General features: G+C 61.5%; 21 protein-coding genes. 5 read left to right on the top strand and 16 right to left on the bottom strand.

Annotated elements, in window-relative coordinates; translation table 11 throughout:
- Positions 1 to 52: 52 nt before the first annotated feature.
- Together rpsD and CQ012_RS02530 are read right to left on the bottom strand one after the other, a co-directional pair.
- Positions 53 to 679 carry a 30S ribosomal protein S4 gene (rpsD, locus tag CQ012_RS02525; protein ID WP_105658291.1) on the bottom strand — a complete coding sequence of 209 codons (627 nt, stop codon included), beginning with the start codon at positions 677 to 679 and terminating at the stop codon, positions 53 to 55.
- 184 nt (positions 680 to 863) lie between these two features.
- Positions 864 to 2270 (bottom strand): replication-associated recombination protein A, encoded by a 1407-nt coding sequence (locus CQ012_RS02530; protein ID WP_105661360.1) that lies wholly within the window; start codon positions 2268 to 2270, stop codon positions 864 to 866.
- 55 nt (positions 2271 to 2325) lie between these two features.
- Between CQ012_RS02530 and dtd the strand changes: the two genes are divergently transcribed.
- Positions 2326 to 2763 (top strand): D-aminoacyl-tRNA deacylase, encoded by a 438-nt coding sequence (gene dtd, locus CQ012_RS02535; protein ID WP_105658289.1) that lies wholly within the window; start codon positions 2326 to 2328, stop codon positions 2761 to 2763.
- Here dtd and CQ012_RS02540 read toward each other — a convergent pair.
- From CQ012_RS02540 to hisS, 4 genes are all read right to left on the bottom strand, one after another.
- Complete coding sequence (locus CQ012_RS02540; protein WP_105661361.1) at positions 2760 to 3089, bottom strand: PadR family transcriptional regulator; 330 nt, start codon at positions 3087 to 3089, stop codon at positions 2760 to 2762. The two genes, dtd and CQ012_RS02540, sit on opposite strands and share 4 nt — an antisense overlap.
- Complete coding sequence (locus tag CQ012_RS02545) at positions 3082 to 4203, bottom strand: hypothetical protein (protein ID WP_146112899.1); 1122 nt, start codon at positions 4201 to 4203, stop codon at positions 3082 to 3084. The genes CQ012_RS02540 and CQ012_RS02545 overlap by 8 nt, the downstream gene beginning before the upstream one ends.
- Before the next feature lie 165 nt (positions 4204 to 4368).
- Positions 4369 to 6168, bottom strand: a complete 1800-nt coding sequence (gene aspS, locus CQ012_RS02550; RefSeq protein ID WP_105661363.1) for an aspartate--tRNA ligase — start codon at positions 6166 to 6168, stop codon at positions 4369 to 4371.
- 89 nt (positions 6169 to 6257) lie between these two features.
- Positions 6258 to 7580: a histidine--tRNA ligase gene (gene hisS, locus CQ012_RS02555; protein WP_105661364.1), complete on the bottom strand. Its 1323-nt coding sequence runs from the start codon at positions 7578 to 7580 to the stop codon at positions 6258 to 6260.
- 143 nt (positions 7581 to 7723) lie between these two features.
- Between hisS and CQ012_RS02560 the strand changes: the two genes are divergently transcribed.
- A complete protein-coding gene (locus tag CQ012_RS02560; protein WP_105661365.1) occupies positions 7724 to 9082 on the top strand; it encodes a DUF349 domain-containing protein in 1359 nt (452 codons plus the stop codon).
- 60 nt (positions 9083 to 9142) lie between these two features.
- On the top strand, positions 9143 to 9766 hold the full coding sequence (locus CQ012_RS02565) for a hypothetical protein (RefSeq protein WP_146112900.1): 624 nt from the start codon (positions 9143 to 9145) through the stop codon (positions 9764 to 9766).
- Positions 9767 to 9793: 27 nt separating this feature from the next.
- Here the strand turns inward: CQ012_RS02565 and CQ012_RS02570 are convergent, their stop codons facing one another.
- The 9 genes from CQ012_RS02570 to pdxT all read right to left on the bottom strand — a co-directional run bounded on the left by CQ012_RS02570 (position 9794) and on the right by pdxT (position 19422).
- Positions 9794 to 12061: a RelA/SpoT family protein gene (locus CQ012_RS02570; RefSeq protein WP_105661367.1), complete on the bottom strand. Its 2268-nt coding sequence runs from the start codon at positions 12059 to 12061 to the stop codon at positions 9794 to 9796.
- Positions 12062 to 12299: 238 nt separating this feature from the next.
- Positions 12300 to 13268 (bottom strand): protein translocase subunit SecF, encoded by a 969-nt coding sequence (gene secF / locus CQ012_RS02575; protein ID WP_105658281.1) that lies wholly within the window; start codon positions 13266 to 13268, stop codon positions 12300 to 12302.
- Positions 13261 to 14985, bottom strand: a complete 1725-nt coding sequence (gene secD / locus CQ012_RS02580) for a protein translocase subunit SecD (protein WP_105661368.1) — start codon at positions 14983 to 14985, stop codon at positions 13261 to 13263. Before secD ends, secF begins: the two co-directional genes overlap by 8 nt.
- 60 nt (positions 14986 to 15045) lie before the next feature.
- Positions 15046 to 15456 (bottom strand): preprotein translocase subunit YajC, encoded by a 411-nt coding sequence (yajC, locus tag CQ012_RS02585; protein ID WP_105661369.1) that lies wholly within the window; start codon positions 15454 to 15456, stop codon positions 15046 to 15048.
- 187 nt (positions 15457 to 15643) lie between these two features.
- Complete coding sequence (gene ruvB, locus CQ012_RS02590; RefSeq protein ID WP_105661370.1) at positions 15644 to 16693, bottom strand: Holliday junction branch migration DNA helicase RuvB; 1050 nt, start codon at positions 16691 to 16693, stop codon at positions 15644 to 15646.
- A gap of 26 nt (positions 16694 to 16719) precedes the next feature.
- Positions 16720 to 17337 carry a Holliday junction branch migration protein RuvA gene (gene ruvA, locus CQ012_RS02595; protein WP_105661371.1) on the bottom strand — a complete coding sequence of 206 codons (618 nt, stop codon included), beginning with the start codon at positions 17335 to 17337 and terminating at the stop codon, positions 16720 to 16722.
- A 108-nt stretch (positions 17338 to 17445) separates the two neighbouring features.
- Positions 17446 to 18045 carry a crossover junction endodeoxyribonuclease RuvC gene (gene ruvC / locus CQ012_RS02600; RefSeq protein ID WP_105658276.1) on the bottom strand — a complete coding sequence of 200 codons (600 nt, stop codon included), beginning with the start codon at positions 18043 to 18045 and terminating at the stop codon, positions 17446 to 17448.
- Between the two features lie 3 nt (positions 18046 to 18048).
- Positions 18049 to 18807: a YebC/PmpR family DNA-binding transcriptional regulator gene (locus tag CQ012_RS02605; RefSeq protein WP_105658275.1), complete on the bottom strand. Its 759-nt coding sequence runs from the start codon at positions 18805 to 18807 to the stop codon at positions 18049 to 18051.
- A 3-nt stretch (positions 18808 to 18810) separates the two neighbouring features.
- Positions 18811 to 19422: a pyridoxal 5'-phosphate synthase glutaminase subunit PdxT gene (pdxT, locus tag CQ012_RS02610; protein WP_105661372.1), complete on the bottom strand. Its 612-nt coding sequence runs from the start codon at positions 19420 to 19422 to the stop codon at positions 18811 to 18813.
- 159 nt (positions 19423 to 19581) lie between these two features.
- On the opposite strand from pdxT, the gene CQ012_RS02615 reads away from it, so the two are divergent.
- Together CQ012_RS02615 and CQ012_RS02620 are read left to right on the top strand one after the other, a co-directional pair.
- Positions 19582 to 20415: an aldo/keto reductase gene (locus tag CQ012_RS02615; protein ID WP_105661373.1), complete on the top strand. Its 834-nt coding sequence runs from the start codon at positions 19582 to 19584 to the stop codon at positions 20413 to 20415.
- Entirely contained in the window at positions 20399 to 21094 is a 696-nt protein-coding gene (locus CQ012_RS02620; protein ID WP_105661374.1) for a DUF6226 family protein, read from the top strand. Before CQ012_RS02615 ends, CQ012_RS02620 begins: the two co-directional genes overlap by 17 nt.
- 1 nt (position 21095) lies before the next feature.
- On the opposite strand, the gene CQ012_RS02625 is transcribed toward CQ012_RS02620, so the two are convergent.
- On the bottom strand, positions 21096 to 22313 hold the full coding sequence (locus CQ012_RS02625) for a CapA family protein (protein WP_105661375.1): 1218 nt from the start codon (positions 22311 to 22313) through the stop codon (positions 21096 to 21098).
- Positions 22314 to 22315: the final 2 nt, after the last annotated feature.

Genomic DNA, 22315 nt, shown 5'->3' on the forward strand with positions numbered 1-22315 from the left:
CACAAAACCGCTACAGCTAAGCTGATTCCCTTTGTTTATAAGGGATCAGGTATTAGCGTGCGTAGTACTCGACCACGAGGTTCTCTTCGCAGGTCACTGGGATTTCGGTGCGCTCTGGGGTGCGCACGAAGGTAGCCTGGAGGGCTTCCAGCTTTACGTCCAGGTAAGCAGGAGCGGCTGGCAGCACCTTCGAGTGCTCACCTGCTGCAGCCATCTGGAATGGAACCATCTTCTCGCTCTTCTCGTGTACGTGGATCAGCTGACCCGGCTGTACCTTGAAGGACGGACGGTCTACACGCTGGCCGTTGACCAGGATGTGGCGGTGAACAACCATCTGGCGGGCCTGCTGGATGGTGCGGGCGAAGCCTGCACGCAGAACCAGGGCATCCAGACGGGACTCGAGCAGAGCCAGCAGGTTACCGCCGGTTTCGCCGCCGAGGCGCTTAGCTTCCTTGAAGGCGCTCAGCATCTGAGCTTCGCGGATGCCGTACTGGGCACGCAAACGCTGCTTTTCGCGCAGACGTACTGCGTAGTCGCTGTCCTGCTTCTTACGGGCGCGGCCGTGCTGGCCTGGACCGTATGGACGGCGCTCCATGTACTTTTCAGCTTTTGGAGTCAATGCAAGGCCGAGCGCACGCGAAAGGCGTACGGTGCGGCGGGCACGGGCGTTAGCCATAATGTGTCCCTTTCGATTAGCGACGGTATCTACTGGCCTCCAGGTGGGAGAGTGTGTGGGCGTCGCGTCCCTGCTTCACTTCAACCCTGCCTCCACGCTCGATGACTCGAATGCGGGACAAGGCTTGCCAGCCAAAGATCAAGTTTACACGAAACGGCAGCAGCTTTCGCTGAGGCTTAGCGCACAATCAGCGCTTGCCCTTGGAGCGCTGCGGATCCTTGCCCCGGATGATTTCACGCAAACGGGACAGGCGGGACCCTATGGTTTTTTCCGCACCGTTATTGGTCGGCGTGTAGTAGTCGGTGCCCACCAGATCATCGGGCAGGTACTGCTGGGTTGCGATGGAGTGCGGAGCATCATGGGCGTAGATGTAGCCCACGCCATGGCCCAGCTGCTTGGCGCCGGGATAGTGCGCGTCACGCAGGTGGTCGGGAACCAGCGAACCCTTGCCTTCGGATACGTCGGCCAGGGCGGCGTTGATCGCATTGTATGAAGCGTTGGACTTCGGGGCCGTAGCCAGATGAACCGTTGCCTGCCCGAGCATGATCCGTGCTTCCGGCATGCCGGTGAGCTGCACCGATTGAGCGGCTGCTACGGCAACGGGAAGTGCGGTGGGATCGGCCATGCCGATATCCTCCGAGGCCGAGATCATCAGGCGGCGGGCAATGAAGCGGGGGTCCTCCCCCGCAGAGAGCATGCGCGCCAGGTAATGCAGGGCCGCGTCCACATCAGAGCCACGAATGGACTTGATGAACGCGGAGATGATGTCGTAGTGCTGGTCGCCATCCTTGTCGTAGCGCTGGACCGCCTGGTCCATGGCCAGCTGCACATGGTCGTCCGTAATCAGCACCGGCGGATCGATGCCGGCGCCCGCGGCGTTCCAAGCCACCGCGCCGGCTGCTTCCAGCACGGTCAGCGAGCGTCGGGCATCGCCCTGGGCCAGGCGGACAATGGCGTCGCGCTGCTCCTCCTTGAGGAGCACCTGGCCGTCGAAACCCCGCTCGTCGGCCACAGCGCGCTCGAGCAAGGTGGACAGGTCGCCGTCGGTCAGCGGACGCAAGGTCAGCAGCAAAGAGCGCGAAAGCAGCGGCGAGATCACCGAGAAGGAGGGATTCTCCGTCGTCGCAGCTACCAGGACGACGACACGGTTTTCCACGCCGGGCAGCAGTGCGTCCTGCTGGGCCTTGTTGAAGCGGTGGATCTCGTCGAGGAAGAGCACGGTGGTAATCCCGCGCAGATCGCGGTCATCCTTGGCCTGTTCGATGACTCGCCGGACATCTTTGACACCGGCGGTGATGGCCGAAAGTTCCACGAATTTACGGTCGGTGGCGCGGGCGATCACGTGCGCGATGGTGGTTTTGCCAATTCCCGGAGGGCCATAGAGGATCACACTGGCAGGTCCAGCCAACCCGGTTTCAGGGTTTTCGGCCAGCTGTCGCAAGGGTGAACCCGGGCCTAGCAGGTGTTGTTGGCCGACGAGCTCATCCAAGGTCTTCGGGCGCATGCGCACCGCCAGTGGCGGACGGGGCCGGTTGACTTGGGGCTCACGCGCATCGCGTGGCTCATCGGACAGGGAATCGAACAAATCGCTCACCCCCTAAGCCTACCGATATTCTGGAAGCCCCACCGTCTTTTGAAAGGTCCGCCATATGCGCGCTGTCGTCCAGGTCGCTTCCACCGCCCATGTTGAGGTTGAAGGGCAGATTACCGGCCAGCTCGACTCCCCCGGTTTGGTGATCCTACTTGGGGTGACCCATGAGGATGATCAGGCGATCGCACGCAAGGTGGCCGAAAAGATCTGGCAGCTGCGGATCATGGAGGATGAAACCTCCGCAGCCGGGGTGAATGCACCACTGCTAGTGATCAGCCAGTTCACCCTGTACGGTTCGGTGCGCAAGGGCCGCCGCCCATCCTGGTCCAATGCGGCGCCCGGTCCTATCAGCGAACCGTTGTACGACTACTTCGTGGAGCACCTGCGCGAATTGGGTGCGAGCGTTCAGACCGGTGTATTTGGCGCGATGATGAATGTCTCGCTAACGAATACCGGACCGTTCACGATGATCGTAGACTCGGCAGACCTCCCCTAGCGGCCGGTGCTCTGTACCAGTTGGGTCAGTTGGTCGAAGCTGGCTCGTTGCTCGGCTAGTTCCACTCGTCCGGTGGCGGAGAGTTCGTAGACCTTTCGCCCCGGGCCACCTTGGCCTTCTTCCCAGCGGGTTTCAACAAAACCCGAGGCCTCGAGTTTGGCCAATGCGGGGTAGAGCGTGGCTCCCTTGATCGGCCCGAAACCGCGTTCCTGCAGGGATTTCGCCAGTGCATAACCGTGGGCCTGGCCAGCCGAGAGTTCGGCGAGTAAGAGCATCGGCAACATGGCGCGTTGCCAGCTACCCGGAAAGCCTTCGGGCTTAGTCATCGTCGCGCTCCTGCAGTGCCCGGGCATTGGCTGCTCGTTCCTTGAGCTTCTCTTGGACGTAGGCCTTGCGGTCAGCCGGACGCAGCTCGTAAACGCTCACCGCGGCAAACACCAGCACTGCGACCCCAAAGAAAATATCCCCGCCATTTCGCGCTGGATCCATCAGGCCAGCGACCGCGCCGACCGCGAATAAAGCGACTACGGTCAAGGTGGCCATGCGGCGTAGAAGCCAACGACGCTTGAGCGCCTTTTCGGTGTTCACTGCCAGCCCAATCACGAATTCATTGGGCGTTCCGAATTCAAGGTTTGGGTCAGCTTTTTCGCCTCGGGTCGCCGCATCATCGAGATGTTCTCGCGCAGTACTCAGCGACTCATTGGCTTCCTTGTGACTCATGCCGTAGCGTCCGCGCAGCAGTCTGGTGGTTTCCGCGAACCACTCGTCGGTGCCGAGAAGGATTTGTTGCCCGCCAGCGGCTTTCTGCGCTTTATAGGCAGGCATCAGATAGAAGCAAGCAACCACCAGCCCTGCGCCAAGAATTGGAGCTAACCAATTTGGCAGGGGCAGCAGATTATTGCTTCCTCCTATCTGCACGATTAGAGCGGCAGCTCCAACCGACACGAGGATACCTACCGGTCCCAGTATCCAGGACAGGCCGAATTTCCCCTTCAATCGGTTAAACCACCACAGGTATCCCGATAGTGCGATCCCTGCCCCGGCAGTTAGAGCAGAAAGCTGCCAGTAGTGCCACGAACTCGAGGTCCACCCATCGCGGAACCCGATCCAGATTCCAAATCCAGTGCACAGCAGGCCAACAAGCATCCCAACAACCGCCAATAGCGCAGTACTTGATTCGACGGGAAGTTCCGCGTCCGCGCGCTGCTCTGGCGTCAATAGACATTGAGCCCGCGTCGCACCATATTCGCCCGAATGGCCAAAGAGTTCCTCGGCCCGCTGCCCGCTATCGCGAACCATGCTCAGGGTGCGGTCCAGTTCGAGCGCCACCTGCGCATTGGTGAGGTCGTTCCACACCATTGAAGCGAAAAAGGTTTTAGCCCATTCCTGGTCCGCTTCTGGGTAACGTTCGATGATATCGTGTGGTTCTTCTGCTGGCACGTATCGCTCCAAAGTGGTCGTGAGAACTGGTTCTGCAAACTAAGTCAAAAACAAACCTAGTATTAAAAATACTCATAGTCCACCAAAAGAGCTAATTCCAGGTTAAAAAGAAGCCGGATGGAACGCATTCAAGCGTTCCATCCGGCGTTACGAAGCTGCGTGAACCTACTTGGCTTCGGCCTTGGCTTCGGTCTCTTCGGCCTTCTTCTTCTCAGGCTTGAAGTCGATGCCGGCTTCCTTGCGCTGCTGCGGGGTGATTGGCGCAGGAGCCGCGGTCAGCGGATCGAAACCGCCACCGGTCTTCGGGAAGGCGATCACGTCGCGGATGGACTCCGAGTTGGTCAGCAGCTGCAGCACGCGGTCCCAACCCAGGGCGATGCCGCCATGCGGTGGGGCGCCGTATTTGAAGCCCTCGAGCAGGAAGCCGAACTGGGTGTCAGCCTGCTCCTGGGTTACGCCCATGAGCTTGAAGACGCGTTCCTGGACGTCGCGCTGGTGGATACGGATCGAACCGCCGCCGATTTCGTTGCCGTTGCAGACAATGTCGTAGGCGTAGGACAGGGCCGATGCAGGATCAGTGTCGAAGGTGTCCATGAACTCCGGCTTGGGGCTGGTGAACGCGTGGTGCACAGCGGTCCAAGCGCCAGCGCCCACGGCCACGTCACCCGAGGCGACAGCGTCGGAGGCAGCTTCGAACATCGGTGCGTCGACGATCCAGACGAAGGCCCAGTCGCCTTCCTTGATCAGGCCGGTGCGGTGGCCGATCTCGACACGGACCGAACCGAGCAGTGCACGGGATTCGTTCTTCTTGCCGGCGGAGAAGAAGATGCAGTCTCCGGCGGCTGCGCCGGTAGCTGCGGCCAGTCCGGCCTTCTCTTCCTCGGACAGGTTCTTGGCCACTGGGCCAGCCAGCTCGCCATCTTCCTTGATCAGCACGTAGGCAAGTCCCTTGGCACCGCGCTGCTTGGCGAATTCCTGCCAGGCATCCAGGGTGCGGCGCGGTTGCGATGCGCCGCCAGGCATGACCACGGCGCCGACGTACTCGGACTGGAAGACCTTGAAGGAGGTGTTCGCGAAGTACTCGGTCATTTCGGTCAGTTCCAGGCCGAAGCGCAGATCCGGCTTGTCCGAACCGTACTTGGCCATGGCCTCCGAGTACGCCATGCGGCGGATCGGGGTCGGGACCTGCACGTCGATCAGGTTCCACAGTTCGGTGACCAACTTTTCGCCGAGCTCGATGATGTCATCTTCCTCGACGAACGATGCTTCGATGTCCAGCTGGGTGAACTCCGGCTGGCGGTCCGCGCGGAAGTCCTCATCGCGGTAGCAGCGGGCGATCTGGTAGTACTTCTCGAAGCCGCCGACCTGCAGCAGCTGCTTGAACAGCTGCGGGGACTGGGGCAAGGCGTACCAGCTGCCCGGGGTCAGTCGGGCCGGCACGACGAAGTCGCGGGCGCCTTCCGGGGTGGAGCGGGTCAGCGTCGGGGTTTCGATCTCGATGTAGCCCTGGTCGTGCAGCAGGTTGCGTGCCACGCGGTTGGCCTCGGAGCGCAGGCGGATGTTGCGGGCCGGGGTCGGGCGGCGCAGGTCCAGGTAGCGGTGGCGCAGGCGCGCTTCCTCGCCGACCTCGACGTGCTCGTCGACCTGGAATGGCAGCGGGGCCGCGGTGTTCAGCACGGTCACGGTCTCAGCGATGACCTCGATCTGCCCGGTAGGCAGATTCGGGTTCTCGTTGCCCTCCGGGCGGCGCTCGACGGTGCCGAGAATCTGCAGCACGAACTCATTGCGCAGCGGATGGAAGTCCTCTTCATCGCGCACGACGACCTGGGCCACGCCCGAAGCATCACGCAAATCCAGGAAGGCGACACCACCGTGGTCGCGGCGACGCGCGACCCAACCGGTGAGTGTGACCTGCTGTCCAATGTGCTCGGCGTTCAAGACGCCCAGCTGATGAGTGCGTAGCACTACGATCCTTTCGGTCGGTTGGGAAAGTTTCTTCCCATGAAGTTTAGTGCACCGTGATTGGTGCGCGGGCGGGCGATGGAGCCCGAGAACTAGCTGATGGCGATCTTCAGGTCCGCTTCGGCCGGCATCCAGGTGGACGGATCCGCGGCGACCTGCTCGCCGGAACGGATGTCCTTGACCTCGTGGGCGCCATCGGCATGGGTGAACCAGACGAACGGAATCCCGCGTCGATCAGCGAATTTGATCTGCTTGCCGAACTTCTCCGCGCTGGCTGCTACCTCGCAGGCGATGCCGCGCTCGCGCAGCTGCGAGGCTACATCCTGCGCTTCGTGCCAGGACTCGTCGTTGGCCAAGGTGACATATACCACCGAAGGCACCGAACGGCTTGCGGACACGGACTCTTCTGCAAGGATGCGCGAGACCAGGCGGGTGACGCCGATGGACAAGCCCACACCCGGGTAGTTCTTCTTGCCCTTGGAAGCCAGCGATTCGTAGCGCCCGCCCGAGCAGATCGAACCCAGGGATTCGTGGCCCACCAGCACGGTTTCGTACACGGTGCCGGTGTAGTAGTCCAGCCCGCGGGCGATGGACAAATCGGCCATGACCTTGCCCGGTGCGCGCTTGGATGCGGCATCGATGACCTGCGAGAGCTCATCCAAGCCGGTATCCAGCAGTTCGTGGCTGACGCCCAGTGCGCGGACCTGCTCCACGAAGGACGTGTCCATGGTGCGGATCTTGGCCAGGGCCAGGGCGGCGGCGGCCTGCTGCGCGGTGGCGCCGACTTCTTCGACCAGGATCTTGGCGACGGCATCATCGCCGATCTTTTCCAGCTTGTCGATGGCGCGCAGGACTGCATCCGGATCTTCCAGGCCCAGGCCGCGGTAGAAGCCCTCGGCCAGCTTGCGGTTATTCACCCGCAGGCGGAAATCACCGATCGGCAGGGCGGAGAGCGCGTCGGCAATGGTCAGCGCCAGCTCCACGTCGTAGCTGAAGGGCAAGGTGCCATCGCCCACGACATCGATGTCGGCCTGGGTGAATTCGCGGAAGCGGCCATCCTGCGGGCGTTCGCCACGCCAGACCTTCTGCATCTGGTAGCGGCGGAAGGGGAAGGCCAGGTGGCCTGCGTTCTCCACCACGTAGCGTGCGAAAGGCACGGTGAGGTCGAAGTGCAGGGCCAACGCGTTGGGATCGTTCTTCTCATCCTCCGCGGCCAGCCGTGACAGTCCGTAGACTTCCTTGTCGATTTCGCCCTTGCGCAGAAGTTGCGCTCGGGTTTCCACCGCACGGGTCTCGATGTTGGCGAATCCATGCAGTTCGAAGACGTGGCGCAAGGTATCGAGCACATGCTGTTCAACTGCCCGTTCGGCGGGAAGCCATTCCGGGAAACCTGATAGTGAGGCCTTGCGTGCCATGAAACTCCTTAGTGCAAATTGGGCTACCTACCCATCTTATAGCCCGAAACCCGAGAAACCTGTGCACGTCGGCTTACTAAGAAGCGGAGGTCACAGGTAGAGTTGGCTAAAGCAAGTGCTCGTAAAGTGAAAGAGTTTCAGCGGTGACCACCAGTCAGCAATCCGACGACAGCCAGAAGACCCCATTGCCACAGGCCCAGAAGCCTGCCGCAAAGCCGGTTGTAGCGCCAAGCGTCGCACATACCACTCCCCTCGACGAAGCGGCAAAGTTCGCCCGTGTGACCGAGGACGGCCACGTCTTCGTGATCATTGACGGCGCCGAATTCCCAGTGGGCCAATACCCCGACGCAACCCAGGACGAAGCCCTGGGCTACTTCGTGCGCAAATACGACGACGCGCTCTCGCAGCTGATGCTCCTGGAGCAGCGCGTCGTTGCCAAGGCCCCGGCCGGCGAGCTCAGCAAGGCTGTGCAGGCGCTCTCGGCCACCGTTGCCGAACGCCATATGGTCGGCGACATCCCGGCGCTGGAAACGCGCCTCGAGAATGCCCGCGTAGCCGTCGAGGCATTGACCAGCGAACAGCGCAAGGCCAACGACGAAGCTCGCGCGGAACAGCTCGCTGCCCGCGAAGCCATCGTCGAACAGGCTGAAGAGCTGGCCGGCAAGCGCCCGGAGCAGATCCAGTGGAAGACCGCTTCGGCGGCGATGAACGAGCTGTTCGACGCCTGGAAGGGTTCGCAGCGTTCCTCGGTGCGCCTGCCACGGTCCACCGAAGATGCGCTGTGGAAGCGATTCCGCTCCGCCCGCACCACCTTCGACCGCCATCGCCGGGCCTACTTCTCGCAGCTGGATTCGACCAACGCGGCCGCCAAGGAAGTGAAGGAAGAGCTGATCGCTCGCGCCGAGGTGCTGCAGGGGTCCACCGACTGGACCGCTACCGCCGCCGAGTACCGCAAGCTCATGGACGAGTGGAAGAAGTCGCGCCGTGCCTCGCGCAAGGACGACGACCAGCTCTGGAGCCGCTTCCGCGCCGCCCAGGATGTCTTCTTCCAGGCCCGCGCCGCGGCCAACGCCAAGATCGATGAAGAGTACTCCCAGAACCTCGTGGTGAAGGAAGCCCTGCTGGAAGAAGCGCGCGCGCTGCTTCCCATCAAGGATCTGGCTGTTGCCAAGAACAAGCTGGATTCGATCCGCACCCGTTGGGAAGCTGCCGGCAAGGTGCCGCGCAACGACCTGCAGCGCATTGAATCGACCCTGCGCCAGGTCGAGGACGCGGTCAAGGGTGCCGAGGACGAGCAGTGGCGCCGTTCCAACCCGGAGACCAAGGCCCGCTCCAACTCGATGCTCTCGCAGCTGCAGGACACCATCTCCGCCTTGGAAGATGATCTGGCAGCAGCACAGGCCAAGGGCAACGCCAAGCAGATCGCGACAGCCCAGGAAGCCCTGGATGCACGCCGCATGTGGCTGAGCACCTTGGAGAAGTCGGCTGCCGACTTCCAGTAAGTAATCCACAGATCGCTTGCACACCGCCAACGCGGCGGCGCGAACTGGTTCAGTAGCTCTATGGAAACGAGAAATTCCCCAGCTACCGGACCTCGCGCCGCCGCGTTGCGCATTCCCGGGGACCTGTGGATCGCTGGTGAGATGTTCACCCGCAACGAGCTGCACGCCATGGCCCACAACGGCCTGCTGATCGAGGTCCTCGGTGATTATTTTTTGCCCAGCAGCATCCGAGTCAACGCGTCGGTGCGGGCACGGATTGCAGGTTTCGCCTGTGGCCGCGAGCTGGCCCGCGATGCGGTGCTAGCTCGCCAAACTGCAGCCTGGATCCATGGGCTCTTGCCGTCAGTGTCCACATTGTGCATCTACACCAAGAGCTACCATCGGCCGTTCTACCCCGGGCACGGGCTGAGGGCGGAATTCGCCCAAATGCAGGTGCCGGATACGGACATGGTGTTCCGCAGCCGCATCAGGGTGACCACCGCATTGCGCAGCGCCTGCGACTGCGCGAAATACGATCCATTGCCCATTGCCAGCCGCGTTCTGGGCACAGTCGCGGCGCTGGCAGATCCCTACCTGACTTTGGACGCCATCAAACAAGCCCTGGCATCTGAGGTTCCCTCACCCGAGCGCTCCCGAGCCCTGCGCCTGGTCCAGTCCTTCTCCGATACGGCGCAAGCGGCCTAGGTTGCCGCCGCGGGGTGCACCGCGCTATTAGCGGCGGGACCCTGCGGTGGTGCGGTAGACATCGTAGACGCCATCGATGCGGCGTACTTGGTTCAGCACGTGGCTCAGGAACTTGGGATCGCCCATTTCGAAGGAGAAACGGGAGATTGCCACACGGTCCTTGCTTGTCTGCACACTGGCCGAAAGGATGTTCAAGTGGCTTTCGGAGAGTATCCGGGTGACGTCGGAGAGCAGCGACTTGCGGTCCAATGCTTCGACCTGGATCTCCACCAGGAACACGCCATGGTGCTTGGTGGCCCACGTGACATTGACCAGTCGATCCGGCTGCTCGGCGAGCTGCGTCAGATTCAGGCAGTCGGTGCGGTGCACCGAGACTCCGGCGCCACGGGTTACGAAACCCTGGATTTCATCTGGCGGCACCGGGGTGCAGCAACGCGCCAGCTTCACCAGCACATCCCCCAGGCCCTCGACGATCACGCCGGCGTCGTTGCCCGTAGCCGGGCTGGGAGCCGTTGGGCGGACTACCGCTTCCTCATCGACCTGTTCGGCTTCTGGAGGGCCAATCAGGGCCGTTAAATGCTCAATGACGTTCTGTGCACTGGTATGGCCGTCGCCCACGGACTGGTACAGGGCCGAAATGTCCGTGTGGTGCAGTTCGTTGGCTACCGCCGTGAGCAGGTCGTGAGTCATCAATTTCTGCAATGGCAGCTGGTTGCGACGCAGTTCCTTGGTCAGCAGCTCCTTGCCCTTTTCGATGGCCTCCTCGCGGCGTTCCTTGGAGAAGTAACCGCGGATCTTTGCCTTGGCACGAGGCGAGCGGACAAAGTTCTGCCAATCCTGGGATGGGCCAGCGCCTTCGGCCTTCGAGGTGAAGACCTCCACCACATCGCCCTGCTTGAGCTCGGTATGCAGTGGGACGAGCTTGCCATTGACGCGGGAGCCGATGGTGCGGTGGCCGACGTCGGTGTGGATCGAGTAGGCGAAATCCACCGGTGTGGCACCAACCGGCAAAGACATGATGTCGCCCTTGGGGGTGAACACATAGACTTCAGCGGAGCTGATCGTGTAGCGAAGGCCGTCCAGGAACTCTTCGGAGTCGGCGGTATCCGCCTGCCACTCCATCAAGGAACGCAGCCAATCCATATTCTGTTCCGGCGAAAGCATGGAGTTATCGGTCTGCCCATGCTTGTACTGGAAGTGCGCTGCTACACCGTATTCGGCGCGTACGTGCATATCGTGGGTGCGGATCTGGATCTCTACCGGCTTGCCTTCAGGACCCATCACCGTGGTGTGCAGCGACTGGTAGAGGTTCAGCTTCGGGATCGCAATATAGTCCTTGAAGCGGTTAGGCAGTGGATTCCACTCCGCATGCACGACGCCCAGGGCGCCGTAGCAGTCCTTGACGGTATCCACCAGGATGCGCACGCCCATGAGGTCATGGATATCGTCGAAGTCCTTGCCGCGCACGATCATCTTCTGGTAGATCGAGTAGTAGTGCTTGGGCCGGCCGGACACCGAGGCATGGATGGCGACATCGCCGAGATCGCCCGAAAGGGTCTGGCGGATCGAGGAGAGGTACTTTTCACGTTCCGGAGTGCGATCGCCCACCATGCGGACGATCTCCTGGTAGACCTTCGGGTGCAAGGCAGCGAAGGACAGGTCCTCCAGCTCCCACTTGACGGTGTTCATGCCCAGACGGTGTGCCAACGGTGCGAAGATCTCCAGGGTTTCCTTCGCCTTGCGCGAGGAAGATTCCGGGGATACGTAGCGCCAGGTACGGGCATTGTGCAGGCGGTCGGCCAGCTTGATCAGCAGCACGCGGATGTCGCGGGACATGGCCACGACCATTTTGCGCACGGTCTCTGCCGGGGCCGCATCGCCATAGGTGACCTTGTCCAGCTTGGTCACGCCATCGACCAGCATGGCGATTTCCTCGGAGAATTCCTTCTTAACCGACTCCAGAGAGTAATCGGTGTCTTCAACGGTGTCGTGCAGCAAGGCGGCGGCAAGAATCGAGCCGGTCATCCCCATCTCCGCCAGGATCGTGGCGACGGCGACCGGGTGCGTTATGTACGGGTCGCCGCTCTTGCGCTTCTGGCCTTCATGGTACTTTTCGGCGACCTCGTAGGCGTGGACCAGCAGGTCCAGATCCGCCTTCGGATGCTTGGACTTGACCGTGCGCAATAGCGGTTCAAGGGTCGGCGATGTGCTCGGGGTGCTCCCCCGGCCAGCAAAGCGCACCAAACGAGAGATAGAGCGTCGTTTCGAATTGTTCAGGTTAGGCGTATTCGCCATGCCCCGCTCCTTCCCGTTGCCGTTGGATTCTTTCCCGAGCCTGCGTGAAGCCCGACGGAATCCAACGGTAGTTCCGGGCCACCAGATCACTGGTAGCCGTGCACTGAAAAAACACCTTCTTTAGTTCAAACGTTATAGCACGTTCGGGCGGTGACAACTAATTACGCATCTTCCCGCTTAAGCGAATTGGTGCCCCCAGCAAATGCTGGGAGCACCAAATTCAGATCTTCGGATCGGTTTAGGCAGCAGCCATCTTCTTATCGTGCGCTACCACGTCGTCGTCCTTGTGGCGGAGCCAATGGAACATTGGCGCCTGCACGAACAAGGTCGACAGGGCCGAGACGATGATACCGACGAACAGCGCCAAGGACAGGTCCTTGAGCGTACCGGCACCCAGCAGGTAGGAACCGATGAATAGGATCGCGGCCACTGGAAGCACGGCAACGACCGAGGTGTTGATCGAGCGAACCAGGGTCTGGTTCACAGCGAGGTTCACCAGCTGCTCGAAGGTGCGCTTGGACTGCTGGGTGTAGTCCTTGGTGTTTTCGCGGACCTTGTCGAAAACCACCACGGTGTCATACAGCGAGTAGCTCAGAATGGTCAGGAAGCCGATGATCGCGCTGGGCGTGATTTCGAAACCGGACAGCGAGTAGATGCCCGCAGTCACGATCACCACGGTAATCAGTCCGACGATCGCTGCCAGCGACATCTTCCAGGTTCGGAAGTAGGCAGCCATCAGCAAGCCAACCAGGACCACGAAGACTACCAAGCCAACCAGTGCCTGGCGCGAAACGTCTTCACCCCAGGTTGGGCCGATGAAGTTACTGGTAACTTCATCGCTGGAGACGCCGTAGTTCTCGGCGAGCTGGCCGGCGATGGCCAAGGTCTGGTCATCGCTCAAACGCTCAGTCTGCACGCGCATGGTGCCCGGAGCAATGTTAGTGACCGTTGCCTCGGAACCCGAAGCCACCGAGCTAACAGTTTTTTCACCAATCGAGATATCAGTGTTCTGCACATCCGAAACGGTGAATTCAGAACCACCGCGGAAGTCGATGCCCAGGTTGAAGCCGCCCTTGACCACTGGAAGCAGGATCGACAGCATCACCAGAATACCGGCGATCAGGAACCACAACCGGTACTTGGAGGTGAACGGGTAGGAACGCTTGCCGGTGTAGAGCTCGTTGCCCCAAGTGACTAGCTTATTCATTGTTCTCCTCCTGGGCCTTGGCCTGCGTGCTGGCTGGCTGTTCGGCCTGTGCACGGCGACGCTCGGCAATCGTCATGCGCTTGGCGGCCTCAGCCGAGGCCTTCGCATTCTTCTTGCCGCGGTTTGCCACAACGTTTTCATCGAAGCGGCGAACCTTGCCTGCACCTTGGTACAGCGGCTTGACGCCAAGCAACGATGGATCCATGCCCGAGAGCGGGTGGCCGTTGGCGAAGAACTTGGTGCGTGCCAGCAGGACCAAGGTTGGATGGGTCAGTCCGTACACGACCACGAGGTCAACGATTGCGGTCAGGCCCAAGGTGAAGGCGAAGCCTCGCACGTTGCCCACGGCAACGATGTAGAGCACTACTGCAGCCAACACGTTCACGGCCTTGGAGGCCAGAATGGTGCGCTTGGCACGCTTCCAGCCGATATCCACGGCGCTTGCCAATGGCCGGCCTTCGCGCAGCTCATCTCGAACACGCTCGAAGTACACGATGAACGAGTCCGCGATCAGGCCGATCGCCACGATCAAGCCAGCCACGCCCGCCAGCGACAGGCGGTAGTTCATGCCCCAGCCAAGCAGGACCAGGCAGAGGTAGGTCAGCACACCGGCGACGAGCAGCGAAGCGATGGTCACCAAGCCCAGGGCGCGGTACTGGAACAGCGAGTAGACGAATACCAGGACCAGGCCGATAACACCGGCAATGAGGCCCGCGGTCAGCTGGTCAGCACCCAGCGTTGCAGAAACCTGGCGCTCTGACTGGATGTCGAAGCTGATTGGCAGTGCGCCGTACTTCAGCTGCTCGGCCAGCGCCTGCGAGGTGTCCTGGGTGAAGCCACCGGAAATCTGCGGACGGCCATCGGAGATCACCGCATTGGTGGTTGGCGCCGAAATGGTTTCGCCATCAAGCACGATGGAGAACTGGTTCTGCGAACCCTGCAGGGCAATCAGACGCTGCGTGGTATCGGCGAAGATCTTGGTGCCTTCGGCATCGAATTCGATGACGACGACCCATTCGCCGGTGACCGAACCATTGACGCCGCGAGCGAGCTGCGCATATGCGTCCTTGATCTTGTCGCCGGAGATTTCCTGTGGGCCAAGGATGTACTTGACGCCCATGTCCGTATCGCAGGAGATCATTGGCTTGGCCGGGTCCGCAGCGTCCCCGCCACGGTCCTTGAGCTCGGTTTCGCAGTCGTAGCCTTCAAACTCCTGGAAGAGCTCTGCGGTGATCCAGTTGGTGTCCGATGGGTTCTCTGGCTTGCCCTCGGGCTTTGGCAGGTCTTCCTTGGGAGTGCGATCTTCCTCAGGAGTGGCTGCGTAGCTGCCGGTGATCAGCACCGGGCGGAACTCCATGTTGGCCGAGGCCTGGATCAAATCGCGAGTGGTCTGGTCCGGGGTGCCGGGCATCGATACCACAACGTTGCGACCGGACTGGGTGGTGATTTCCGATTCGGTAACACCGGAACCGTCCACACGCTGGCGGATGATCTCCACAGCTTGGTCCAGTTGTTCTTGGTTGATTGCTTCGTCGCCCTGGACCCGAGGGGCCAGGATCATCTCGGTACCGCCTTCGAGGTCGAGGGCGAGCTTCGGTCCCCATCCGGTTTTACCGTTCGCTGCACCGGCTACCAACACGCCGGTTGCGATGATGAAGACGATCAGCAACCATAGCAACGCTTTGCGCGCCTGCTTAACAGGTCTGATTGATGACATCTATTGTGCTTTCTGGTTTGGGTGGCTTAGCCTTCGGGCCACCGCTATGCTGCCCGGGACTTAGGCGTTGCGCTCGTCCTTGCCCTCATCGTTCAGGCGACGCAGGGACTCTTCCGGGGTTTCGGTGGTGCTGGTGGATTCTGCAGCGCCGTCGGCCACGGCCGGGGTTGCTGCATCCTTGTCCAGGAAGGTGGCAATGGCCTGGCGGTGCAGGTTCAGCACTACGCCCGGTGCGACCTCGACCTGGACGCGATCCTCTGCGTCAACGCCGACGACGGTGCCGAAGATACCCGAGTTGGTCATCACCTTGGCGCCTGGCACGGTGTTGTTCTTCAGCTTCTCCTGCTGGGCGGACTGCTTCTTGCGGCCACGGAACATCATGAAGATCAGCACTGCGAACAGCGCGACCATCAGGATCAGCGAAGGGTTGAAGCCGCCACCAGCGGCCTGAGCGATTACGAGGGGATTCACGTATTTACCTGCTAACGAATTGTTGCGATTTGATCTGAAGTTCTGGGATGCTGTTGCGGCTATTTCTGGCGTAATACAGCAAAGACGCCCCACCTCGCCCCGAAACGGGCATAGGTCGGGCGTCTTTAGTCTAATGCGTCACGGTGAACCGGCAGACCATTTACGCGGGCAGTGAAGTAATGCTTGCCTAATCCTCATCGTTTTCATAGCTTTGCGCACTGGCGAAGATGGCATCCTTTGGCATCGCCAAGCCCAAATGCGCCCAGGCTCCGGGCATGGCAATACGACCGCGCGGGGTCCGGCCCATCAGCCCTTCACGCACCAGGTATGGCTCTGCGACAGTTTCGACGGTTTCGGTTTCTTCACCCACGGCGATGGCCAGGGTCGATAGCCCCACCGGTCCCCCGCCGAATTTGGTGCACAAGGCTTCGAGCACACCCCGGTCCAGGCGATCAAGGCCACGTGCATCGACCTCGTACATGTCCAAGGCGGCCTCGGCCGCTTGGGCATCGATCTCTTCGAGCTTATGCACCAGCGCCCAGTCACGCACGCGGCGCAGCAGGCGGTTGGCGATACGGGGCGTACCGCGGGAGCGTCCGGCGATCTCGGTGAACGCGGCCGAAGTGACGCTCAGATCAAGCATCATGGCCGAACGGCGCAAAACCAGTTCAAGCTCCTTGACCGCGTAGAACTCCAGATGGCCAGTGAAGCCGAAGCGGTCACGCAACGGGCCGGGCAATAGTCCGGCGCGCGTGGTTGCGCCAACGAGGGTGAAGGGTGGAAGCTCCAGCGGAATGGCCGTGGCGCCGGCGCCCTTTCCGACGATGATATCTACGCGGAAGTCTTCCATGGCCATGTAGAGCATTTCCTCGGCCGGCCGGGACATGCGGTGGATTTCATCGAGGAACAGCACCTCGCCTTCGGTCAGCGACGAGAGGATCGCGGCCAAGTCACCGGCGTGCTGGATCGCTGGGCCGGAGGAAATGCGCAATGGCGCGTTCATCTCGGCGGCGATAATCATCGACAAGGTGGTCTTGCCCAGGCCCGGCGGGCCAGAAAGCAGAACGTGGTCCGCGGTGCGTTCGCGGATTTTCGCTGCTTCAAGCACCAGCGAGAGCTGCTGGCGCACTCGGGACTGGCCCACGAAGTCGTCGAGGTTCCGCGGGCGCAGGGCCGCTTCGATTACCCGTTCCTCGGGTTCGCTGCCGGCGTTCGTGAGCCCGGTGGAGTCATTCATGATCAGTTGATCCTCTCGCAGACCGCTTAGGCGCGGGTTCCGCTGGACATGCTGCGCAGTGCAGCACGCAAGATTTCTGCGACGTTGCCGGTGGCAACGACATCTGGATCAGCCTTGGACAGCGATTTCAGGGTGCTGGTTGCATCCTTTTCGCTCCAGCCCAGGCCGGTCAGCGCCTCGATCACCTGCGGTTCCCAGACGCTCGCGTTGCCGCCGCCGGAAACCGGAGCCACTGGCGCGCCAGTCGGGATCAGCTTGCCGTTCAGTTCCAGCACGATGCGGCTCGCGCCCTTGGGGCCAATGCCCGATACCTTGGTGAAAGCGGCGGTGTCCTTGGTGTTCGCCGCGATGCGGACTTCCTCCGGAGAGTGCACCGCCAAGATGGCCAAGCCGGTGCGCGGCCCGATGCCCGATACGGAAACCAGGACCTCGAAGACATCGCGTTCCTCAGCGGTGGCGAAGCCGAAGAGGGTCATCGAATCCTCGCGGACCACCATGGAGGTGAATACCGTAGCCTCGCGTCCTGCCTGCAGGGTGGACAGCGTCCCGGGGGTGGCATTGACCAGCATCCCGAAGCCGTTAACGTCAATTACCGCGGTATTCAGGGCTACCGCCTGCACGGTGCCGGTCAATGAGCTGATCATGCCACTCCTTGGGATATATGTTCGATCGAACCCAGTTTATCGAAGATACCTACGAATATCGATCCGCCGCGTTCCCCGGTGGGTCGAGGCCGCTGCCGTGCTGGCCGGCTAGCGGCGCACTGCACGGCGCTTGGCCGACGCCTCAGCGGCAATCCACGCCTGCTGCGCACCGGTCAGCTGCGACGAACCACCGGCATTAGCCGCGGAGGCCGAGGCATTCGAGCCGGTGGCCGCACCGCGCCAACCGTGGGTAATCGCCAAGGCCACCGCATCAGCGGCGTCGGCAGGCTTAGGCGGTTCATCGAGCCGGCAGATCTTCGCAACCATCTTGCCGATCGCCGCCTTGGTGGCCTGTCCCGAACCGGTAACCGCCGCCTTGACCTCGGTCGGCGTGTGCAGGGCCACGGGTATTCCGCGTCGCGCTGCCGCGGTGATGACAACACCGGTGACCTGCGCGGTGCCGATGACCGTGGAGACGTTCGCCGAAGCGAACACGCGTTCCAAGGCGAGCACATCGGGCTGATGCAGATCCAACCATTCGTCGATGGCGTTGGCGATCTTCAAGAGCCGGGCATCGAGCGGAGTGCCCGGAGGGGTGCCGGCGACGGTGACGTCGACCAGCGAAACTTGCCTGTTTGCGGCGACGTCGACCACGGCAAGACCGCAACGGGTCAGGCCGGGATCGACGCCAACAACACGTAAGGCCAAGCCTTACTGCTCTTCGTCCAGCGCGGCGCGAACCTCGTCGGACAGATCAGCGTTGGTGTAGATGCCCTGGACATCATCCAGTTCTTCCAGCGCGTCGTAGAGCTTGAGGAACTTGCGAGCTCCTTCAACGTCCAGGTCGACCTTCATCGATGGAATGAATTCCATTTCGTCGGACTCGTAGGCGATGTCCGCTTCATCCAGCGCAGCGGCCACAGCGCGCAGGTCCGAAGGGTCGCAGACGATGGCGAAGTTCTCGTCCTCGTCCATGATCTCGTCGGCACCGGCGTCCAGCACGACCATCAGCAGGTCGTCTTCGGTCAGCTCGCCCTTGGGCAGGCGGACAACGCCCTGGCGGTTGAACAGGTAGGCGACCGAACCCGGGTCGGCGATGGTGCCGCCGTTGCGGGTGATGCCCACGCGCACCTCGGAGGCTGCACGGTTCTTGTTGTCGGTCAGGCACTCGATCAGCAGGGCCGAGCCCTGCGGGCCGCGTGCTTCATAGATGATCTCGGTGTAGTCGACGACCTCGCCGGTCAGGCCTGCGCCGCGCTTGACGGCGCGGTCGATGTTGTTGATCGGCACGGAGTTCTTCTTGGCCTTGCTGACAGCAAGTTCCAGTGCCGGGTTGCCGGCCATGTCGGCGCCGCCGGCACGGGCGGCAACTTCAATGCCCTTGATGAATTTTGCGAAGGCCTTGGCGCGCTTGGCGTCGATCGCGGCCTTCTTGTGCTTGGTAGTTGCCCATTTGGAGTGGCCTGACATGCTTTAAGCGTCTCCTCGCGTGAGATTGATGAAAAATTGGTGGATAGCGGTGCTGCCGGTGACTTCCGGGTGAAAGCTGGTTGCCAACAATTTTCCCTGGCGTACTGCAACAATTCTACCCTGTTCGTGATCCGTCCCCGCTTGAACGGTGCTGATCACTTGCACGTCCGGGCCAATTTGCACGGCTTCCGGTGCGCGGATGAACACCGCTTCGAGATTTTGCCCGTTGAAGTCCAGCTGGTGCTCGAATGAGTCGATCTGGCGCCCGAACGCGTTGCGCTTGACCGTCATGTCGATGCCGCCGAAGCTTTGCTGTACCGCGCCATCTCGCGAGATTGCAGGGTTCTCGATGCGATCGGCCAGCATGATCATTCCGGCGCAGGAGCCGTAGGCTGGCATGCCTGCTGCGATGCGCTCCTTGATGGGACCAGCTAGCCCGTAGTTGCGGGACAGCCGGTCAATCACCGAGGACTCGCCGCCGGGAATCACCAGCGCGTCAACCTGCTCCAAATCGACGACGGTGCGCACCATGTGCGTGCGCTGCCCGAGCCGTTCCAAAGAGGCCAGATGTTCGCGGAAATCCCCTTGCAGAGCGAGGACGCCTATTTTCGGCATGGTTCTAACCTTCATGGTGTTCAGTGGTTGGCAGCACGAAAAATGCGCCGAAATAACGTTAAACCCAGAGAGGCCGTGGTCCTGTTTTGTTTCCCGGTGTGTCGCGGATTCTTCGACGCCGCCTCCCGGCAAGTGGTGGAACTTGGTAGGTTCAAGGACATGATTGCTGATATTTCTTCCCTCGAACTTGCCGGCGGCGTGAGCATGCCCTCGATCGGTTTGGGCACGTGGCCCATGCGTGGACACGAGGCGGCCGCAGCGGTGCTGTCCGCCCTCGACGTGGGCTACCGCCGCATTGATACAGCGGAGAACTACGAGAATGAGGACGCCGTGGGCAAGGCCCTGGCACAGAGCCGGCTTCATCGCGATGAAATTTTCGTAACCACCAAATTCAACAAGCAATGGCATTCGGCCCAAGGCGTGCGCCAGGCGTTGGAGAACTCCCTGGACCGCTTGGGTCTTGAGTATGTGGATCTGTTCTTGATCCACTGGCCCAGCCCCCAGCAGAACACCTATGTCGAAGCCTTCACTGAGCTGGGCAAACTAGTAGACGAGGGCAAGATCCGGGCTGCGGGAGTCTCGAACTTCAAGCCCTACCAGCTGCAGAACGTCCTGGATTCGGGGCTCGTGCCGGCGCTGAACCAGATCCAGGTTGATCCTGAACGGCAAAGCGTCGATTGGCAAGGTTTCAACACCGAGCATGGCGTTCGGACCGAAGCCTATTCCCCGCTGGGACGCAAGAAATCTGGACTCCTTTCACATCCTGCCCTGGTCCGGATCGCCCAAGCGCATGGGAAGAGCAGCGCGCAGGTGACCCTGCGCTGGCATGTCCAGTCCGGGCGGGCAGCAGCACCGAAATCGGCAGACCAGCGGCGGCAGAGCGAGAACCTGGACATTTTCGACTTCCAGCTCACCCAGGCGGAAATGGCCGCCATCAATGCCATGGATACTGGTGCTGGCCCCTTCACCGATTCGGATGAGTTCGGGCACTGAATTCCCGCAATTCCTGCATGCGGCAGAAACGGAGAACCCGAACATGCTTCACGGCTACCAGCGCCCAGATATCGAAGTGGCGGATTACTTCGACGAGCACGGTGCGCTGATCCCCTATGGCCAGCGCTGGGATGAGCAGCCTCCAGCGGAGAGCTATTCGCTGACCTCCCATGTGCAACGCTTTGCCCCGGTGCCGCAGGTAGCCCAGGCGTTGCTGGATTGCCTGCGCGAGCAGTTCGAGGTGCGTTGCTTCGAAGATCCCGGGCTGGCCAGGCACATGCGGATTCAACCGGGCCATGTGGTGCGCTCTGTTCGCGTATTTCCGATGGATTCGCGCTGCGCGCCACTGGGCATGGTCTTCACCACGTTTCCCGCGGTGCACCTGGAGCTCGGCGCGTTGTACCGCGCGACATTTCCGCCGTGCGGCTGCGATGGATGCGACGAAGTTGTCCCAGAAATCCTTGAGGAACTCGAGATCCAGGTGAGTGCCGCCGCGTCCGGAGGATTCGGCGAGTTCCTGGATCGAGGCATGGACCGCCTCGTGCACTGTTTCGACGTTGACGGGACAGGATTCGGCGAGCAGTCCCGCGGCCTCGAAGACATATCGCCGGCACGGCTAGCCAGAGCACGCGCAATTCTTCCCTCAAGCCGCGTGTGGGCACCTTGGCCATTGCGCTAGGTCAGTCCAGCGTCCACTCTCGAAGTCCGTCGTCGAATGCGCCATAGGCATTCACTGTGGCCTCGCTGCGCTTCAAGGAGGCTTTTGCTTCATCTTCCCGTATGCATCCAGCAGCATCGAAGACTTGGCACCAGGCCACAGGTTCATTTGAGAGCTGGTGCGGTACCCACCGCAATTCGCTGACATCCCATTCGCCGGGCGCTCCCTGGGTAAACGTTGCCTTTACGCTGATGCCTTCGCGGTTGAGAATGGTTGGTGTGGCGTGTTTTGCCACGGAATTGCCCAAACCGTAGACGATCCAGGTTCCGTCGTGCTTCTCAATGGGCAATACCGAGTGGGTGTGGTGCATGTAGATGAAATCGAAGACACCGGACTCTGCCAAGGCTCGACCGAGCCTTTTCTGGGACGCTGTCGGTTCGGTGCTGTATTCAGCCCCATCGTGCACGGCAGCCACGACGATGTCCGCTCCCGCCTTGCGCGTTGCCTTGCCCCTGGCGATCAGTTGCTGCGCATCCACCCCGGTATCGACTTGCCAGTCAGCTTCTTCCGGCAAGCCATTGAGCGAATAGGTGCTGGTTACTACACCGAGCTTCACGCCTTCCATGTCCAGGATCGATGGCTTCTCGGATTCTTTTTCACTGCGGTAGGAGCCGGTCGCGAAAAGCCCATTCGCTTCCAGAGCGTCCAGCGTTCGCTCTACTCCGGCCGTCCCGGCATCTACCGTGTGATTGGTGGCGGTGGTGCATCCGTCGTAGCCAATTGCGCCGAGGTCGGCCAGGATTCGATCTGGGACCGTGAACCGCGGATACCCCGAATACGGAGGGATGCCAATCGGTGTTTCCAGATTGCATAGCGCCACATCTGCGTCCTGGACATAGGGTGCCAGGCCCGCAAGCAAGGGGCTGAAATCGTAGTCCCCGCCGTTGCCCGTTTCCGCTCCAGCCGCTTGCTTCGCTTCATCCAATAGCTGCGGATGCAGCAGTACATCGCCGGTAACCATCAGCGATAGCTCTTCGGGCGCCGAAGGTGCGGCCGGGGCATCCGCTATGGCTGAACTCGGAGCCGGTTCCGGCGAGGCAGGAACGCTGGCCTGGACGGAAGGCTGCGGGGTTGCTGGTTCTGCGTGATCGCTTGGGACTGCAGAGCAACCGCCAATCAGCAATGCGGCCAGCAGCGTTGAGCTCAGCGGAAGAAATGCAGGCAGTGCACGTTGGGGCATGC

The sequence above is a fragment of the Arthrobacter sp. MYb214 genome (assembly GCF_002979865.1).
Classification (GTDB): domain Bacteria; phylum Actinomycetota; class Actinomycetes; order Actinomycetales; family Micrococcaceae; genus Glutamicibacter.

Bases quoted from the DNA above. Each gene is read 5' to 3' on its own strand.
- secF (WP_105658281.1), bottom strand. From the start codon at position 13,268: ATGAATAAGCTAGTCACTTGGGGCAACGAGCTCTACACCGGCAAGCGT.
- CQ012_RS02620 (WP_105661374.1), top strand. From the start codon at position 20,399: ATGAGTTCGGGCACTGAATTCCCGCAATTCCTGCATGCGGCAGAAACG.
- ruvB (WP_105661370.1), bottom strand. From the start codon at position 16,693: ATGAATGACTCCACCGGGCTCACGAACGCCGGCAGCGAACCCGAGGAA.
- dtd (WP_105658289.1), top strand. From the start codon at position 2,326: ATGCGCGCTGTCGTCCAGGTCGCTTCCACCGCCCATGTTGAGGTTGAA.
- CQ012_RS02540 (WP_105661361.1), bottom strand. From the start codon at position 3,089: ATGACTAAGCCCGAAGGCTTTCCGGGTAGCTGGCAACGCGCCATGTTG.
- pdxT (WP_105661372.1), bottom strand. From the start codon at position 19,422: ATGCCGAAAATAGGCGTCCTCGCTCTGCAAGGGGATTTCCGCGAACAT.
- CQ012_RS02565 (WP_146112900.1), top strand. From the start codon at position 9,143: ATGGAAACGAGAAATTCCCCAGCTACCGGACCTCGCGCCGCCGCGTTG.
- secD (WP_105661368.1), bottom strand. From the start codon at position 14,985: ATGTCATCAATCAGACCTGTTAAGCAGGCGCGCAAAGCGTTGCTATGG.
- CQ012_RS02615 (WP_105661373.1), top strand. From the start codon at position 19,582: ATGATTGCTGATATTTCTTCCCTCGAACTTGCCGGCGGCGTGAGCATG.
- CQ012_RS02625 (WP_105661375.1), bottom strand. From the start codon at position 22,313: ATGCCCCAACGTGCACTGCCTGCATTTCTTCCGCTGAGCTCAACGCTG.
- hisS (WP_105661364.1), bottom strand. From the start codon at position 7,580: ATGGCACGCAAGGCCTCACTATCAGGTTTCCCGGAATGGCTTCCCGCC.
- CQ012_RS02605 (WP_105658275.1), bottom strand. From the start codon at position 18,807: ATGTCAGGCCACTCCAAATGGGCAACTACCAAGCACAAGAAGGCCGCG.
- CQ012_RS02570 (WP_105661367.1), bottom strand. From the start codon at position 12,061: ATGGCGAATACGCCTAACCTGAACAATTCGAAACGACGCTCTATCTCT.
- ruvA (WP_105661371.1), bottom strand. From the start codon at position 17,337: ATGATCAGCTCATTGACCGGCACCGTGCAGGCGGTAGCCCTGAATACC.